We start from the raw sequence: 15669 nt of genomic DNA on the forward strand, positions 1-15669 counted from the left end.
GCTCAGCGGGTCAGCCGGACCTCCAAGCCGATGCCGTCGGCCGTGATCGAGCAGCCGCCGAACGCGCTCTCCGCGGCCAGCGTCTCGAACTGGGCGGCCGTGAACGCGCGGCGGCGCAGCCACCCGAGCGTCTGCCGGACGGTGAACCCGGCGACCACGCCGACGTGCATGCCGGCGACCTCGCGGTCGATGTCCGCGCCGGTGGCCTCGTGGTTGAGGTCGTGGATCACCGCGTAGCCGCCCGGCCGCAGCACCCGGTGCATCTCGTCCAGCGCCGTCACCGGCTGCCGGAAGTTCTTGAACGCGGCCTGGCAGACCAGGAAGTCGAACGACTCCGCGGCGAAGGGCGCGTGCGTGATGTCGCCCTGGCGGAAGTCGACGTCCGGGCCGTTCTCCCTGGCGATTTCCACCATCGTGTGACTGATGTCCAGCCCGGTGACGCGGAAGCCGCGCTTCGCCAGCTCGACGGCGAAGAAGCCGGGGCCGGGCGCCACCTCGAGGACCTCGGCGCCCTCCGGCCAGCCCGCGGTGACCTGGTCCGCCTGCCGCCGGTACTGCGCGAGCTGGGCGTCGGTGCCGCGGTTCTTGGCGTACCAGCGGGCCTGGAATCCCTCCATCTCGGGCACTTTGTGCTTGCGGGTCGTCTCCATGGATCTCTCCTGTTCGGTTGAGCCGAACCGAAGAGCCACCCGGTTATCCTTGCGGTGCCACCTCGTGACCGGGCGTGCTCGGTTCGGGGTCGAGGACCCCGGGCGGTGTGCCAGCACCTCCCGGGGTCCGTGCTATTTCTCCACGAGCTCCCCGAAGTCGTCGGGGAGCTCGCCGGTCTCGTAGAAGCGCCGCCAGGCGTCGATGCCCGGCAGGGTGCCGCTGGTCAGTTCGTCGAGGAAACCGCGCACCCAGCGCGCCTCGGCCTCCGTCATCGCGATGTCGTACTCGACCTCGATCAGGAAGATCCGCGGCATCAGCGGCCGCAGCTGCTCCAGCACCGCCCGCTGCTTCCCGGCCCGCTCGTCGAGCCGGGCGAGCCGCTCCCGCAGCTTGCTGATCGCCTGGTCCGGCCCGAGGACGCCGATCAGCGACAGCCCGGAGCGGAACCGCGGCGGTTCCGGGTCGAGCGTGCCGACGAGCTCGCGGACCCAGTCCTCGAACTCCGCGCGGCCGGCCGGGGTGATCCGGTAGACGGTCCGCTCGGGTCGGCCGCCGTCCTTCACGCTGCCGACGGCCTCGACGAAGCCGTGTTTCTCCAGGTTGGCGACGACGGTGTAGAGCGAGCCCCACTTGATCGGCAGGTCCTCGTCCTTGCCGCGTTCCTTGAGCACGGTCGCCATCTCGTACGGGTGCATCGGGCGTTCCGATACGACGGACAGCACGGCCAGGCCCAGCAGGTTGCCGACCTTCCGCCGCTTCATGCTCGACTCCTCGTCTACGAATACTCGTCCACGAGTATTACGCAGGACGTGTCAGCAGGCAAGTGTCTTAGTCGACAAAACACCTCAGAGGTCGAACATGTACGGCACTTCGGCCTGGGCCCGCGCGTCGATCCACTCGCGCAGCGCCCGCGTCGCGAGGACGTCGTCCTCGTTGTAGCGCAGGAGCCGTTCGCGCTGGTCGCCGTCCGGCTTCTCGCCGTCCATGCCCACGGCGTCGCGGTACCAGCGCATCGACGCCTCGCCGCCGGCCTCCGGGTCGCGCCAGGAGAAGCCGGCCACCGGCGCGATCACCTTCAGGCCCTTGCCGTGGGAGCAGAGGAACTGGTCGGTGACACTGCGGAAGAGGTCCACCCACTGCTCGGAATCCACAAAGGACTGGATGTCCTTCTTCGACGGGACGCCGGGGTGGTCGCCGAACCGCTCGACCGAGCCGAAGAGCCAGCGGTTCTCGGCGAGCGCGTTGTAGCAGTAGGCGCGGAAGGTCAGGCCCGCCGCTTCGGTGCGCTCGCGGACGTCGGTGAGCCAGGCCCAGAACTCGGCGAAGGAGCGGGCTTCGTCGTCGGTGGGCAGCGGGTCCCACGTCGCGAAGGCGCGGTAGCCCTGCGGGACGCCGATGTCGGCGCCGCTGAGCAGGCAGCCCCAGAGGTACGCGCCGGCGTCGCCGAAGCTCTCCATGTCGACGTCGACCTCGACGTCGGCGCGCGGCACCTCGACCCGGCCGACCCGGCGGACCAGCGTCAGGTCGGCCAGCCAGGCCCGGGCGAGCACGACGGCGTCCGGGAAGCTGACGCCGGTCCAGTTCACCTCCGGCGATTCGCCTGCCGGGTCGAGCGCGGCCAGCTTGTCCACAGTGGACACGCCGGCCCGGCGCAGCTCGACGGCGTCCTCGCCGCGCACGACCAGGCTGACGTCGCGGGTTTCGTTCAGCACGACCTCGCAGGTCGGCCACCACGGGCAGCGCCGGCACTCCAGCACACGCGACGGCTCGGCGAGCGGCTCCTCCCCGTTCGCGGCGGCGGTCGCGATGGCCAGCCGGTCGGCGAAGCGGGCCTGGTACTCGGTGAGCGCGGTGCGCCCGCCCGGCCAGGTGGCGGCGGTGAGGTCGTGCCAGACGACGACGTCGGCGTCGAGGCCGATCACGCCGCCGAGGGCGTGGCTCTCGTCGGCCTGCCCGAGCGTCTGCAGCATGCGGCGGACGTGCACGAGCCGGAGCTGGTCACGCGGCTGCGACCGGACCTTGCGGCCTTCGTCGGCCTTGCGGTGCCCCGGGTCGAGGTCGGTCAGCTCGGTGACGACGGCGCCGGCACCGCGGTCGGTGATGCGGTGGCGCACGACGAGCACCGGGACGTACCCGCGGCCGCTGCGGACGAGCAGGTCGACGCCGCCGCGCCGGTGCCCGGCCGGGTCGACCGGCAGCAGCGCGCCCCAGATGTAGCGGGCGCCCTCGGCGAAGGCCTGCAGCGTCTGCTCGACGCGCTCGTGGGCGGGCAGGTCCCGGTCGATCTTCACCCAGTGGTCGTCGTTGGCGGCCACCAGCCGGGCGGCGATGTCCTCGCGGTGCGCGGTGGCGTCGGCGATCCGCTGCTGCGCGGTGGGGTCCGGCGGCGAGAGCGGGACCTCGCGCATGGCGGGATCGTGCTCGAGGTGCACGCGGCGACGGCAGCGGCTGACCGCACCCGCGTCGAGTACCACCTCGGTGTTCATGGAGATCACTCTAGATTCCCACGGCCGAGCCGACATGCCCGCCACCCAGGCGACCAGTAAGTTCGACCTCGACACGTCGCAGGAGGTGCCATGGCGCGCAAGGCCAAGGTCGAGGGTGAAGCCAGGTTCACCCCTAAGAGGGCGAAGAACGCGGTCGCGGTGGCCAAGGTGCTCGGCCCGGCGGTGCTCCCGGTGGTGGCACCGCTGGCGGTGCGAGCGGCCGGCGCGGCCAGGGAGGCGTACGACCGCTACCAGGCGCGCAAGCTGGGTGTCTCGGTCGACCGGCTGGGCGAGTACACCGGCCGGGGCGCGGCGCTGCACGCACGAATCGCGGGGGTGGCCGACGGCTGCCGCGACCTGCAGAAGTCGGAGAAGGCTTCGGAGGCGGACCGGGAGTTCGCGCGGGACGCGATGGGAACGCTGGAGCAGCTGTCGGCATCGGTCCGGGCGGCGGAGCGGATGCCGGCGGCGCGACGGAAGTCGGTGCACCGGGCGGTGGCCGGGGAGCTGGAGCGGCTCGAGGGGCAGTTGCTGAACCGCCTCGGCCTCTGACGGCACCGGCCGGCACCGCAAAACTGTCGGTGCCGGCCGGTAGCGTGGAAAACGGGGGGCGCCCCGCGGGCTACTGGATGAAGCCCTTCTTGACCATCCAGTCGTGGGCGACCTTGCCTGCGTCCTTGCCGTCGACGTCGACCTGCTTGCACAGTTCGACCATCTGCTCGTTGTCGATCGCCGCGGTCACCTTCTCCAACGGGCCGCGGACCTCCGGGTGCTGCTTCAGCCACTCCGTTCGGAGCGTGGCCACCGCGTTGTACTGGGGGAACGCTTTCTTGTCGTCCTCCAAAACCCGCAAATTCAGCCCGGAGATCCGGCCGTCCGTGGTGAAGACCTCGCCCACCGGGCAGGTTCCGCTCACCACCGCCGAATAGATCGTTCCGATGCCGAAGTTCTTCACCGTCGGGTTCTGGAAGCCATATGCCTTGACCGCCGCCGGGAAGCCGTCCTGGCGGCTGGTGAACTCCGTCTCCAGGCAGAACACCGCCTGGTCCGGCTTCTGCTTGATGAACGCCGCCAGGTCCGACGTCGTCTTCAGGTTGTTGGCCGCGCCGTACTTCTCCGTCACCGCGAACGCGTACTGGTCGTTCAGCGGCGAATAGTTGAGCCAGGTGACGCCGAACTTCTCCTCGTCCGCCTTGGCCGTCGCCTCGTACTGGGCCTTCTCGCCGCCGGGGACCGGGAGCTCGTTGCCCTGGTAGTTGATCCAGCCCGTGCCCGTGTACTCCCACGTCACGTCCGTCTGGCCCGACAGCAGCGCCTGCCGCGACGAGTTCGACCCCTTGATGTCCGACAGGTCCACGACGTCCGCGCCCGCGGCCGTCAGGGCCATCTCGGCCATGTACGCCAGGATGATGTTCTCGGTGAAGTCCTTCGACCCCACCGTCACCTTCACCCCCTGCAGCGCCGGGATCGGCTGGATCGAGCCGGGTTTGATGTCGTACGGGACCGCCTGGTTGACCGTCAGCCCGCAGGACGACAACGTCACGCCCAGCAGCGCCACGACGGCCAGTCGCCGGAGTTTCATCGCAGTCCCTTCGGTCCGAAGTACTGTTCGGCGACCGCGCCCAGCCAGTCGACCAGCAGGGCCAGCGCGACCGCCAGCACCGAGCCGGTCACCAGCACCGGGGTCAGGTTCAGCTTGTAGCCGGTGTCGATGAGCAGGCCGAAGCCGCCGGCGTTGACGAACATGCCGAACGTCGCCGTGCCCACCGCCAGCACCAGGGACGTTCGGAGGCCGGCCAGGATCAGCGGGACGGCCAGCGGGAGCTCGACGCGCCACAGCACCGCGCCCGCCGACATCCCGATGCCGCGGCCGGCGTCGATCAGGGCCGGGTCCACCTGCTGGATGCCGACCATCGTGTTCCGCAGCACCGGCAGCAGCGAGTAGAACGCCAGCGGCAGCGCCGCCACCCAGATCCCGCCGGTCGAGCCGGTGATGATGAACCACAGCACCAGCACGCCCAGCGCCGGCGCGGCCTGGCCGATGTTGGCGACGGCCAGGAAGATCGGCGCCAGGAACCGCGCCCACGGCCGGGTCACCAGTATCCCGAGCGGCACCGCGACCAGCACCACGATCGCCGTCACCACGAGCGTCATCAGCAGGTGGTCCCACAACGCCGTGAGCAGCGTGGACGCGTTGAGCGTCTCCTTCTCCGTCGCGTTCAGCCCGCTGGAGAACACCGAAACCAGCGTCACCGCGACGATCACCAGCACGGCGACCGGCTGGGCGAACAGCCGGACGCGTTCGGCGCGCCGCGAGCCGGACTCGGTGCTGAAGCCGGTGTCGACGGCCGCCGTCATGCGGGCACCTCTTCACCGTTCGTGTGCTCGTCGCGCAGCTGCTGGATGGTCGCGATCACCGTGTCCAGCTGGATGGTGCCCGCGTACTCGCCGCGCGCGCCGGTGACCGGCACCGACCCGCCCTCGGCGAGCATCGCCTCGAGCGCGTCCTGCAGCGTCGACTGCAGGCTGACGATGTCGCGCAGCGGCTTGCCGAGGTCGGCCAGCGACGTCGCCGACGTGAGCTCCCGGACGTGCACCCACCGCGTCGGACGGCGGCGCGCGTCCAGCACCAGCGCGAAGTGCTTGCGCGACGACTGGAGCTTCTCCCGCACCGAAGCGGGCGACTCGTCGACGGTCACGGTGAGCGCGTCCTGCTGCAGTTCGACGTCGCGGACGCGCAGCAACGTCAGCTGCTTCAGCGACGCGCCCGCGCCCACGAAGCCCGCGACCGTGTCGTCGGCCGGGTTCGCCAGGATCGCTTCCGGGGTGTCGTACTGCAGGATCGTCGACTGGTTGCCGAGCACCGCGATCTTGTCGCCCAGCTTCACGGCCTCGTCGAAGTCGTGCGTGACGAACACGATCGTCTTCTTCAGCTCGCTCTGCAGCCGCAGCAGCTCGTCCTGCAGGTTGCCGCGGGTGATCGGGTCGACCGCGCCGAACGGCTCGTCCATCAGCAGCACCGGCGGGTCCGCGGCCAGGGCCCGCGCCACGCCGACGCGCTGCTGCTGGCCGCCGGAGAGCTGGCGCGGGAAGCGGTCGCGGAAGTCGGCCGGGTCGAGCCCGACCAGGTCCATCATCTCCTCGACCCGGTCGTTGACCTTCTTCTTGTCCCAGCCGAGCAGCCCCGGCACCACCGCGATGTTCTGCGCGACGGTGAAGTGCGGGAACAGCCCGGCCTGCTGGATGGCGTAGCCGATGCGACGGCGCAGCGTGTCGACGTCGAGCTTCAGCGCGTCCTCGCCGCCGATGGTGATCCGGCCGGACGTCGGCTCGATCAGCCGGTTGATCATCCGCATGGTCGTGGTCTTACCGCAGCCGGACGGGCCGACGAAGACGACGATCTTGCCGGCGGGCACGACCATCGAGAAGTCGTCGACCGCCGGGGTGCGGGTCCCGGGGTAGCGCTTGGTCACGTGCGCGAGCTCGATCTCGACGCCGGAGACTTCCTCGTTCTCAGCCACGGACACCCCTAGAGACGGTCAAGCGCTTGATCAGGACGTAGACGCCGTCGAGCAGCAGGGCGAGGATGACCACCCCGACCGTGCCGGTGACGGCTTGGTTGAGGGAGTTCGTGCTCCCCGCGTTCGTGAGCCCGGAGAAGACTTCAGCGCCGAAGCCGGGGCCCTTCGCGTAGGCGGCGATCACGGCGATGCCCATCAGCATCTGCGTGGCCACCCGCATGCCGGTGAGGATCGCCGGCCAGGCCAGCCGCAGCTCGACCCGGGTGAGCACGCCGAAGCGGCTCATCCCGATGCCGCGCGCGGCGTCGGTGACCGCCGGGTCGACGCCGTCGAGCCCGACGATGGTGTTCCGGACGATCGGCAGCAGGCCGTAGAGCACCAGCGCGATCACGGCGGTCGTCGGGCCGAGCCCCGAAATCGGGATCAGCAGGCCCAGGAGTGCGAACGACGGGACCGTCAGGATCGTGCTCGCCAGCGCCGTGGCCACCGCCGAACCGATCGGGCTGCGGTAGACCGCGACCCCGATCAGCACGCCGAGGACCGCGGCGATGATCGTGCACTGCACCACCATGCTGGTGTGCAGGTAGGCCTCCAGCCACAGCTTGCTCGCCCGGTCGGAGATGTAGTCGAAGAGGTTCATCCGTGTCCGCTCTCCCGCCCTTCGCGCCGGCCCTTCACCCGAACGGGCTAGTTCCTGACCGACGGCTCAGTACCCACGCAACAACTGTTCGAAACCCCCTGTCTCCGGCCCACCGTGGCCCAGTCGGCCCGGATCGGCAACAGATCGCCTGAACCACGGCGGCCCGGGGCCCGTGAACTCGGTGTGTGCTCACTTCACGGGATCACACGCTCACGCCGGAGCAGGTCCCTTAGGCTGCTCCTCATGAGCGATCCGGCACGGCGTCCCGCCGTACTCGGCGCTACCCGCGGGACGTTGCTGGCCGTGAGCGCGGGCACGCTCTCCGTCACGGCACACCGGATCGCCGACGGCGGCCTGCCGGACCCGGCGATGACCGTCCTGCTCACCGGGCTGTTCGGCTGGACCGCGGCCGCGCTCGCCCGCAAGGCGCGCGGACCGGTCGCCACGATCGCCCTGCTCGGCGCCGCCCAGCTGGTGATGCACCTGCTGCTCACCACGCTCGCCGGCCACCACGACATGTACGCCGTGCCCGGGCCGAGCGGGCTCGCCATGACCCTCGCGCACGCCGTCGCCACGGTGCTCACCGCGCTGCTGCTCGCCCACGCGGACACGATGCTGCTCACGGTGCTGGCCGTGCTGCGCGCGATCATGCCGCGGCTGCTCACCCCGCTGCCGGTGCCGTCCGCGGCGCCCGCGCTCGTCCCGGCCCGCGCGGCCGGTCCGGACCACCTCGTCGGCGTCGACCTGCGCCGGATCCACGGGCGGCGCGGCCCGCCCGCTCACTCCTGAAACCCAGCTCGTCCCCCGAACCAGCGGACCCCCGAGTCCGCTGTCCCTTCTTGTGTTCATCAGGAGTGAACCCATGTCCCAGCACGTCTTCAAGCGCGCCGGTTTCCTCGCCGCCACCGTCGGTGTCGCCGGTCTCCTCGGCACGGGCGTCGCGTCCGCGCACGTCACCGCCAACGTCTACGGCCCGCAGCCCACGAAGGGCGGCTACGCGGCGATCGTCTTCCGCGTGCCCAGCGAGGAGAAGGACCCCGTCACCACGACGAAGGTCGTCGTCGACTTCAAGGCGGACTACGGCATCGGCTCGGTGCGGACCAAGCCGGTCCCCGGCTGGACCGCCCAGGTGACGAAGTCGAAGCTGCCCGCCCCGATCACCAAGGACAACGGGACGCAGATCACCGAAGCCGTCACCGCGGTCACCTGGACCGCGCAGCCGGGCAGCGAGCTCAAGGCCACCGACTACCAGGAGTTCTCGGTGAGCTTCGGCCCCCTGCCGAACGTGGACCAGGTGGAGTTCCCGGCCCACCAGACCTACAGCGACGGCAAGGTCGTCGACTGGAACCAGGCGACCCCGCCCGGCGGCGAGGAGCCGGAGCACCCGGCCCCGGCCGTGAAGCTGGCCGCCAAGTCCGAAGGCGACGAGCACGGCATGGCCGCGAACACCGCCACCACCACCGGGGAGCACACTGAAGCCGCGGCGGCGTCCGACAGCACGGCCCGCTGGCTCGGCGGGGCAGGCCTGCTCGTCGGCGCCATCGGCCTCGGCGTCGGGGCCGGCGCGACCATCCGGGCCCGCAAGGCCACGGCCAAGTCGGGAGGCAACAGCTAAATGCGCGGTGTGCTCGTCGCGCTGGCGTTGACCGCGGTGGCCGTGCTCGGCACGGCCACCCCGGCGCTGGCGCACAACGTGCTGATCTCCTCGGACCCGGCGAACGGCTCGTCCGTCGCCGCCGGCCCGGCGAAGCTCAGCCTGACCTTCGACCAGTACGTGCAGGGCGCGGACGTCAACCAGATCGCGGTGACCGGACCCGGCGGCGGCCAGTGGGCCGAGGGGCCGATCACCGTGGTGAACAACGTCATCAGCGCGCCACTGCGGCCGCTCGGACCGGCCGGGAAGTACACCGTCGGCTACCGGGTGCTGTCCGCGGACGGCCACCCGGTGACCGGGGAGCTCAGCTTCACCCTGACCGCGGCGGGCACCGGCACGCCGGCGACCGTCGATGCGGCCCGGTCGCCGGGCGGCTCCTCGTCGGCGGCGCCGCAGTCGTCGTCCACCGGGGTGCCGATCTGGGTCTGGATCGCCGGCGCCGTCGTGCTGCTGGCCATCGGGCTGACGGTGGCCCTGCGCTCCGGCGGCAAGATCGAAGAGAAGAACTGATGACCCAGGCCGAGGCCGCCGCGAAACCCCGTTATTCGACGCTGCTCTGCGTCGTGACGGCGGGCCTGCTCGGCGCCCTGATCGGCGTCGCGCTCATGTCCACCACCCCGGTACCCGGCGTGGTGGAGCCCAGCGCGGTGGTCTCGGCGGCCATCCCGGTCGTCCGGGTCCTGCTCGACCTGGCCGCGGTCACCACCATCGGTCTCGCGCTGCTGTCCGTGCTCGTCGGCTACGACCGGCCGAAGCTGACCGAGCCGGTGATGCGGCTGGCCCGCCCGGCGGGAGTCGCGGCGGCGCTGGTCTGGGCGACGGCCGCGGTCGTCGCGCTGATCCTGCAGACCGCGGAGTACAAGCCGGGCTCGCCGACGCTGGCGGCGTCCGACATCGGCCGGTACATCGCCGACGTCGGCGCCGGGAAGGCGCTCGTCATCGTCGCCGTGCTGGCGCTGGTCCACGCCGGGATCGGCGCGCTGGCGCTGCGGTTCGGCGAGAAGGTGCCCGCCGAGGTCCGCGTCGGGCTCGGCCTGTTCGCGCTGCTGCCGCTGCCGGTCACCGGGCACGCGTCGAACTGGAACTACCACGACTACACGATGATCTCGATGGAGCTGCACGTCATGAGCGCCGTCGCCTGGACCGGCGGGCTCGGCGCGATGACCGTGCTCCTGGTGGCGAACCGGACGCTGCTGGCGCACGCGCTGCCGCGGTTTTCGAAGCTCGCGACGCTCTGCCTGGTCCTCTCGGCGGCGACCGGGCTGTTCAACGGACTGGTCGAGATCTCGCTCAACCCGACCATCGGCTTCTGGGCGGCCGTCTTCACGACGCCGTACGGGCAGCTGCTCGTGCTGAAGCTCGTCTGCACCGGCGTCATCGCGGTGCTGGGAGCGAACGTCCGCTGGCGCCTGATGCCGCGGATCGTCCGGCACGACCGGACGGCACTCGCCGCGTGGGCGACGCTCGAGCTGACCGTGATGGGCCTGGCGTTCGGGTTCGCCGTCGTGCTGACGCGGGCGCCGGTCGTGGCGTCCTGATCGTCGTCTCCGCAGGTGAGAGCCGGTTGGACGTCACGGCGAGTAGCTGCAACTTGCGCATTGGAATGAGCGGTGACCCATTAGGGGCGACCGGTCGGACCGAACTTTCTACCCAGAGCGGGCCGCCTTTCGGATACGACGAACGGTCATTTGCCGTCGGCGAATGCACGTGCAGGCTGTGGTTCCGGTCACACGAAGTGACAGATGACGGTCAGCGGTAACGCGTCCACCGCGAGTCGGTGCGCCCGTTCCGGAGGTCGGTCAACCGGCGGTAGAGCTCCGGACGGACCTGCGGCCGGCTGCGCAGGATCGGCAGCACGCTGGTCGTCAGCTTCAGCTCGCGGATGCCCCGGAGCACGGCGAAGCCGGGCCAGGACGTCACGTCGAAGCCGTACGCCGCGGCGAACGTCCGGTAGCGCACCGGCGGGTCGCCGAACCGCTCGCGGCCGACCGCCAGCGGCGTCAGGTCCCATTCCGGCGGGCCGACGCACGAGGAATCGAAGTCGCAGAGGACCGGGCCGTCCGGGCCCGGGATGACGTTGCCGGGGTAGGCGTCGCCGTGGACCAGGCCCCTGGGCAGCGGAAACGCCAGCTCGGCCAGCTCGGCTTCGAGCTCGGCGCAGCGGTCGAGCAGGAACTCCCGGTCGGCGTCGCCGAGCTCCTCGGCGTCGGACACCCGGGCCCGCACCGCGGCGAACGGCGCCCACTCGGCGAGGCCGGGCGGCGGGGCCAGCGCGTGCACCTGGCGCAGCAGCCGGGCGAGGTCGAGCGACGTCGCGGCCCGGCCGATGCTCGGCACCTGGTGCCACACGGTCACCAGGTGCCCGCCGACCTCCAGTGGCTGCTCGATGCCGTCGACGAGCCGGATCGCGGGGACGCCGTGGCGCTCGAAGTGCCGGGCCACCCGCACGACCGTGCCGACGCGGTGCCGCAGCTGGGTCGAGCCGACGATCCTGATCACGAACGGGGCCGTGACCAGCGCGTACACCGCGTTGTTGGTGAACCGCAGCAGCCGCGCACCTGCCGGGTCGAGGCCCAGCAGCGCGCTGGTCCCGGCCAGCACGGCACGCAGCTTCTCCGCGGTGAACCGGCCGTCCAAAACCGCGCCGGCGCCTTCGGCGTCAGGCGGCGTAGAAAGCGTGGAGGCGGTCGGCGAGGTCACGGGCGTCGGCGTTGTTGCGGCGGCGCTCGGCCTCTTCCTGCAGCGGCCGCATCCGGTCCTTGACCCGCTCGGACTTGATGCCCTCGGCGCAGTCGATGGCCTTGCCGCCGACCTTGGCGCCGTGGTCGAGGTCGCCGTCCAGCAGGTGGTTGGTGGCGAGCGCGCTCAGCATGAAGGTCTTGGAGCGGGCCATCTCGTCGTCGTAGGACTCGACGGCCCTGGTCAGCGCGGGGATCGCGTACTTGGTGTGCTCGGCGTTCTTCTGCGCGAGGACCGTGTGGACGGTGCCGACCATGGCGTAGACGTCGGTCTCGGTGAAGAACTTCACCCACGACTCGGCTTCGGCCAGGTTGGCGCGCTCGAACTCGTCCTTGCTCCGGCCGAGCAGCTTCACCGCCTGCTCTTCGTTGCCCATCATCGCGTAGGCCCAGGCCTCGTTGGCGCAGAGCACGGAGACGGCCAGCTCGGAACCGCTTTCCTGAGCGGCGATCTGGCCCAGCTGGAACAGCTTCAGCGCGTCGTTCGGGGCGTCCTGGTGCAGGTAGACGCGGCCCATGCGGTAGAGCACGTTGGCCACCAGCGGGTGGTTGTCACCCTGCTTGGCCAGGTCGAGCGCGTTCGCGAAGTGGCCGCGGGCGGAGTCCATCAGCCCGGTGTCGAACGACGTCCAGCCGGCCAGCGAGTGGAGGTCGGCGAGCGCCACGTACAGCCGGTTCTTCACCATGTCGGTGCCGTGCGCTTCGAGCATCTGCTGGCCCCAGGACAGCTGGGCCACGACGGCGTCGCGGCAGAAGCCGCCGCCGTACTGGTAGTCGAGCGCCCGGAGCGCCCGCGTCGCGGCTTCGACCTGGCGGACGTCGGTCATCCCGATGCGCCCGGGCGCCGGCGTCCTGGCCGGCCCGGCCGCCCAGGTGCCCGATTCCGGACCGAACACCGCCGCACCCATCGTGACCTGGGCAGCGTGCGCGAGGAACCTCCGTCGCTTCACGGACTCGTCCTCCTCAGCCTGCTGGCCGTCGGCGGAGCCGACGACCCGTATCGCCGTGGCCTCGTCGTAGGCGAGGCCCATGTACCCACGGGGGACGCCCAGGCCATCGGCGATCCTCGTGAGCACGTCGTAGGCCATGACCTGGCGACCCTTGAGGATCTCCGACACCTCGGACTGGGACTGGCCGGTCATCGCGGCGATCTGGCGCTGCGAGACACCGTGCTTGCGCAGGAGCCGGTACACGGCGCTGATCTCGCGTGACGCGAGAGCCGTTCTCATCTCCGGCTGCTCCCACGCGTCAGCGGGAACTGCGTGGCTCTGCCGGGCTTCGGCACTGCCACCGTTACTGGCGTCCATCGCGCCCCCTCCACTGTCCGGTCGGGCGTCTGTCAAACAGCGTAGGCAAACCTGCGGAACCGTGTGAACAGCCGAACTGGTGCCCTGATCGGTCGGGGCGAAGTTCGCTGACCGCTTACCGTGGAACCGCGCCCAGTCACCGCTATGACGCCGATTCCACCTTCTATCGCACCCGGTTTCACCTCACTGTAGTTGTCAGATCTCCGTCACCGGCCGCACACCGGTAGCGATCACGGAGAGCTACGAAAACCGCAGCGTTGTGACAAGGCGATGTTGCAGAAGGCATCTTCGGAGACTTTCGACAGAGCGGAGAAGGGCGTGGAGTTCGTGGACTCGTTCGCAGGGGGACATGCCGGCACGGCCACCCGCGCCGTGCGGACGGCGATGGTCTCCCCCGCCCCCGCCGTCCGCCCCGTCACCCCGGCCGCCGCGGTGGACCCCCGCACCGCGAGCGTCCGCCACTACGAGGGCGGTCAGCTCGTGTGGCGCGTGCAGTGCGGCGACCTCATCAGCCGCGAGCGTGCGGTGACGGTGTTCGTCGAAGACAACCAGGTGGTACTGGTCTCGCCTCCCGGTGAGACCGCGCGGTTGACGTCCGGCCAGCTCGGACAGCTGCGCGCCGCGCTCAACGAAGCCGCCAAGATGGCGGAAAGGTAACGGTGAGCTGACATGGATCAGGTACTCGGGCAGGTCCTCCGCAACGCGGTCTGGGAGCGCCTCGACATGCTGACCGACCTGGCGAACCGCGCCGACGCCCAGTCGCTCGTCTCGGTCGCGCGTTCCGAACTGCCCCGGCTGACCGAGGCGTGGCGCGCGATGCTGAAGATGCACGAGCCCGACGAGCGCGGCGACTGCCCGACCTGCTCGACCCGGTGGCACCGCTGCAAGGCGCCGTGCTCGGTCTGGCAGGTCGCGCACGAACACCTGGTGGCCGGCGGACTGGCCCCGCAGCAACAGTCCGCGACGGACCGGCGCCTGCAGGGCCGCCGCAAGAGCCCCGTCACGGCCCACCCGGCGCCGCCCACCGCGGCCGAGACCACCGGTCGCCACGCGTTGGTGAACCCGCGCCGAGCGGTCACGGCCTGACCCCCAAGACCGGCGAGCCACGGCCGGCCGATCGCCCCATCGGACCCGTGTCGGCACTCGCCTCGGCCGAGGGCTGTTTCGCCCGCACCCCCGAGCAGCGCGAACCAGTCCTCGGCCAACACACCGGTCCCCACCGCGATTAATCGAAAAATTTCCGCGTTAGCCCTAGCCCAGGCGGTAATCCCCCGCTAGATTGATCAACACACGAAGCAGCGATCATGCAGGTGATCGCGCTCGTGGCTCGCCGTTGAGCGGCCCCCGAATTCCGCGGGCCGGTGCCGTTGCACTCCCCTCCCCCGACCGGCACCGGCCCGCGGTTCCAACTCCTAGCGCACCGCCTTCACGCGCAGCACGAGCACCGACGCCAGGAGCGTCGCGATCGCCGAAGCCGCGAAGAGCCCCGGATAGCCACCCAGGTAGGTGAGCACCAGCGGCGTCACCAGCGGGGCCACCACCTGCGGCAGTGAGTTCGCGATGTTGATGATCCCGAAGTCCTTGGCGCGGTTCTGCGCCGCCGGGAGCACTTGCGTCAGCATCGCGAGAGCGACCGCCATGTACGCCCCGAAACCGACGCCGAGCAGCGGGGACGCGGCGAGCGCGACCGGCCAGTTCTGCCAGACGACCAGCAGCAGAGCGGCCAGAGCCATCACCCCGGACGCCAGCAGGACGTACGGCTTGCGCCGTCCGGACTTGTCGGAGAAGTGCCCGGCGAGCGCGGCGCCGGCGACGAGTGCGACGCCGTACAGGCCCATCATGATCAGCAGGCCGTTTTCCGGGTCCGGGTAGTGCACCGCGTCCTGGAGGAAGAACAAGAGGTAGAGCGTCCCGAACGCGTTGCCGAGGTTGATCATGAAGTGGCAGCTCCAGGCCCACGCGAAGTCGGGGTACCTCCGCGGGGAAACCCAGAAGTCGCGCAGCACCTGGCGCAGCACCCACGGCGGGCGGAACTCGACCGGCAGCCGCGCGTCCGGCGTCCGGAGCACGAAGAACGCGGCGCCGACCAGCACGATCCCGGCGCAGACCACGTAGGCCAGCGGCAGGCCCGCGATACCGAGCACGACGACGACCACGACCGCGCCCAGCACCGTCCCGAGCATCTGCGCGATGCCGACCAGGCCGCCGACCACGGCCAGCTGCTGCACCGGGACGCGGTCGGGCAAGGCCGCCATGAGCGCGGCGAGCATGCCGTTCAGGCCGCCCTGCACGAGGCACCAGCCGGCGATCATCACGGCGACGTTCGGCGCGAGCGCCAGCACCGCCAGCCCGACGGCGGCGACGAGCGCGCCGCCGACGGTCCACGGGTGCCGCCGTCCGAACCGGGAGCAGGTCCGGTCGGACAGCAGCCCGATCGCCGGGTTGGCGACCAGCGCCACCGCCGCGCCGAAGCCCATCACCAGCCCGAGCGCGGTTTCCTTGTTCACCTGGTCGAGCAGTTCGGCCTGCTTCGGCAGCAGCACCTGGATCGGCGCGTAGACGCCGAGCCACAACGCGATGTTCGCGAAGAACAGCAGGCTCATCCAGCCGGGCCGCACCCGGGTGGTGGGCTCGGCGAGCGCCTCCGGCGGGGTCTCGGTCGTTTCACTCAC

General features: G+C 70.8%; 17 protein-coding genes. 7 read left to right on the top strand and 10 right to left on the bottom strand.

From position 1 onward, the window contains the following. Positions 1-2: 2 nt before the first annotated feature. From HUT10_RS26960 to HUT10_RS26970, 3 genes are all read right to left on the bottom strand, one after another. A complete protein-coding gene (locus HUT10_RS26960; RefSeq protein WP_176173758.1) occupies positions 3-650 on the bottom strand; it encodes a class I SAM-dependent methyltransferase in 648 nt (215 codons plus the stop codon). A gap of 132 nt (positions 651-782) precedes the next feature. Beyond that, a complete protein-coding gene (locus HUT10_RS26965; protein WP_176173759.1) occupies positions 783-1412 on the bottom strand; it encodes a PadR family transcriptional regulator in 630 nt (209 codons plus the stop codon). An 84-nt stretch (positions 1413-1496) separates the two neighbouring features. Continuing rightward, positions 1497-3137: a TM0106 family RecB-like putative nuclease gene (locus tag HUT10_RS26970; protein ID WP_176173760.1), complete on the bottom strand. Its 1641-nt coding sequence runs from the start codon at positions 3135-3137 to the stop codon at positions 1497-1499. A 90-nt stretch (positions 3138-3227) separates the two neighbouring features. Here HUT10_RS26970 and HUT10_RS26975 point away from each other — a divergent pair, with 90 nt between their 5' ends. Next, the gene (locus HUT10_RS26975) at positions 3228-3689 is read left to right on the top strand and encodes a DUF6474 family protein (protein ID WP_176173761.1); all 462 of its coding nucleotides are present in this window, start codon (positions 3228-3230) and stop codon (positions 3687-3689) included. Between the two features lie 70 nt (positions 3690-3759). Here the strand turns inward: HUT10_RS26975 and HUT10_RS26980 are convergent, their stop codons facing one another. From HUT10_RS26980 to HUT10_RS26995, 4 genes are read right to left on the bottom strand one after another with little or no spacing between them, the layout of a single operon-like run. Continuing rightward, on the bottom strand, positions 3760-4719 hold the full coding sequence (locus HUT10_RS26980) for a glycine betaine ABC transporter substrate-binding protein (RefSeq protein WP_176173762.1): 960 nt from the start codon (positions 4717-4719) through the stop codon (positions 3760-3762). Beyond that, complete coding sequence (locus HUT10_RS26985; protein WP_176173763.1) at positions 4716-5495, bottom strand: ABC transporter permease; 780 nt, start codon at positions 5493-5495, stop codon at positions 4716-4718. Before HUT10_RS26985 ends, HUT10_RS26980 begins: the two co-directional genes overlap by 4 nt. After that, a complete protein-coding gene (locus tag HUT10_RS26990; protein WP_176173764.1) occupies positions 5492-6658 on the bottom strand; it encodes an ABC transporter ATP-binding protein in 1167 nt (388 codons plus the stop codon). The genes HUT10_RS26985 and HUT10_RS26990 overlap by 4 nt, the downstream gene beginning before the upstream one ends. Beyond that, complete coding sequence (locus tag HUT10_RS26995; protein ID WP_176173765.1) at positions 6651-7298, bottom strand: ABC transporter permease; 648 nt, start codon at positions 7296-7298, stop codon at positions 6651-6653. The genes HUT10_RS26990 and HUT10_RS26995 overlap by 8 nt, the downstream gene beginning before the upstream one ends. Positions 7299-7592: 294 nt before the next feature. Between HUT10_RS26995 and HUT10_RS27000 the strand changes: the two genes are divergently transcribed. The 4 genes from HUT10_RS27000 to HUT10_RS27015 all read left to right on the top strand — a co-directional run bounded on the left by HUT10_RS27000 (position 7593) and on the right by HUT10_RS27015 (position 10490). Then, positions 7593-8087 (top strand): hypothetical protein, encoded by a 495-nt coding sequence (locus tag HUT10_RS27000; protein ID WP_176178022.1) that lies wholly within the window; start codon positions 7593-7595, stop codon positions 8085-8087. Between the two features lie 73 nt (positions 8088-8160). Continuing rightward, positions 8161-8913: a YcnI family protein gene (locus tag HUT10_RS27005; protein WP_176173766.1), complete on the top strand. Its 753-nt coding sequence runs from the start codon at positions 8161-8163 to the stop codon at positions 8911-8913. Continuing rightward, complete coding sequence (locus tag HUT10_RS27010) at positions 8914-9462, top strand: copper resistance CopC family protein (RefSeq protein WP_176173767.1); 549 nt, start codon at positions 8914-8916, stop codon at positions 9460-9462. It abuts the gene before it with no gap. Further along, positions 9462-10490: a copper resistance D family protein gene (locus HUT10_RS27015; protein WP_176173768.1), complete on the top strand. Its 1029-nt coding sequence runs from the start codon at positions 9462-9464 to the stop codon at positions 10488-10490. The genes HUT10_RS27010 and HUT10_RS27015 overlap by 1 nt, the downstream gene beginning before the upstream one ends. Before the next feature lie 211 nt (positions 10491-10701). Here the strand turns inward: HUT10_RS27015 and HUT10_RS27020 are convergent, their stop codons facing one another. Together HUT10_RS27020 and HUT10_RS27025 are read right to left on the bottom strand one after the other, a co-directional pair. Continuing rightward, on the bottom strand, positions 10702-11589 hold the full coding sequence (locus HUT10_RS27020; RefSeq protein ID WP_176178023.1) for a phosphotransferase enzyme family protein: 888 nt from the start codon (positions 11587-11589) through the stop codon (positions 10702-10704). Between the two features lie 22 nt (positions 11590-11611). After that, complete coding sequence (locus HUT10_RS27025) at positions 11612-12997, bottom strand: helix-turn-helix transcriptional regulator (protein WP_176173769.1); 1386 nt, start codon at positions 12995-12997, stop codon at positions 11612-11614. Between the two features lie 318 nt (positions 12998-13315). On the opposite strand from HUT10_RS27025, the gene HUT10_RS27030 reads away from it, so the two are divergent. Beyond that, a complete protein-coding gene (locus HUT10_RS27030) occupies positions 13316-13654 on the top strand; it encodes a hypothetical protein (protein WP_176173770.1) in 339 nt (112 codons plus the stop codon). Between the two features lie 12 nt (positions 13655-13666). After that, the gene (locus tag HUT10_RS27035) at positions 13667-14083 is read left to right on the top strand and encodes a hypothetical protein (RefSeq protein ID WP_176173771.1); all 417 of its coding nucleotides are present in this window, start codon (positions 13667-13669) and stop codon (positions 14081-14083) included. A 326-nt stretch (positions 14084-14409) separates the two neighbouring features. Here the strand turns inward: HUT10_RS27035 and HUT10_RS27040 are convergent, their stop codons facing one another. Beyond that, the gene (locus HUT10_RS27040; RefSeq protein WP_176178024.1) at positions 14410-15669 is read right to left on the bottom strand and encodes an MFS transporter; all 1260 of its coding nucleotides are present in this window, start codon (positions 15667-15669) and stop codon (positions 14410-14412) included.

The sequence above is a fragment of the Amycolatopsis sp. Hca4 genome, from assembly GCF_013364075.1.
Taxonomy (GTDB): Bacteria; Actinomycetota; Actinomycetes; order Mycobacteriales; family Pseudonocardiaceae; genus Amycolatopsis.

Excerpts from the sequence above, each read along its gene's own strand:
- HUT10_RS26985 (WP_176173763.1), bottom strand. The coding sequence starts at position 5,495 with ATGACGGCGGCCGTCGACACCGGCTTCAGCACCGAGTCCGGCTCGCGG.
- HUT10_RS27015 (WP_176173768.1), top strand. The coding sequence starts at position 9,462 with ATGACCCAGGCCGAGGCCGCCGCGAAACCCCGTTATTCGACGCTGCTC.
- HUT10_RS26960 (WP_176173758.1), bottom strand. The coding sequence starts at position 650 with ATGGAGACGACCCGCAAGCACAAAGTGCCCGAGATGGAGGGATTCCAG.
- HUT10_RS26980 (WP_176173762.1), bottom strand. The coding sequence starts at position 4,719 with ATGAAACTCCGGCGACTGGCCGTCGTGGCGCTGCTGGGCGTGACGTTG.
- HUT10_RS26970 (WP_176173760.1), bottom strand. The coding sequence starts at position 3,137 with ATGAACACCGAGGTGGTACTCGACGCGGGTGCGGTCAGCCGCTGCCGT.
- HUT10_RS26995 (WP_176173765.1), bottom strand. The coding sequence starts at position 7,298 with ATGAACCTCTTCGACTACATCTCCGACCGGGCGAGCAAGCTGTGGCTG.
- HUT10_RS27035 (WP_176173771.1), top strand. The coding sequence starts at position 13,667 with ATGGATCAGGTACTCGGGCAGGTCCTCCGCAACGCGGTCTGGGAGCGC.
- HUT10_RS26965 (WP_176173759.1), bottom strand. The coding sequence starts at position 1,412 with ATGAAGCGGCGGAAGGTCGGCAACCTGCTGGGCCTGGCCGTGCTGTCC.
- HUT10_RS27005 (WP_176173766.1), top strand. The coding sequence starts at position 8,161 with ATGTCCCAGCACGTCTTCAAGCGCGCCGGTTTCCTCGCCGCCACCGTC.
- HUT10_RS27025 (WP_176173769.1), bottom strand. The coding sequence starts at position 12,997 with ATGGACGCCAGTAACGGTGGCAGTGCCGAAGCCCGGCAGAGCCACGCA.
- HUT10_RS27010 (WP_176173767.1), top strand. The coding sequence starts at position 8,914 with ATGCGCGGTGTGCTCGTCGCGCTGGCGTTGACCGCGGTGGCCGTGCTC.
- HUT10_RS26975 (WP_176173761.1), top strand. The coding sequence starts at position 3,228 with ATGGCGCGCAAGGCCAAGGTCGAGGGTGAAGCCAGGTTCACCCCTAAG.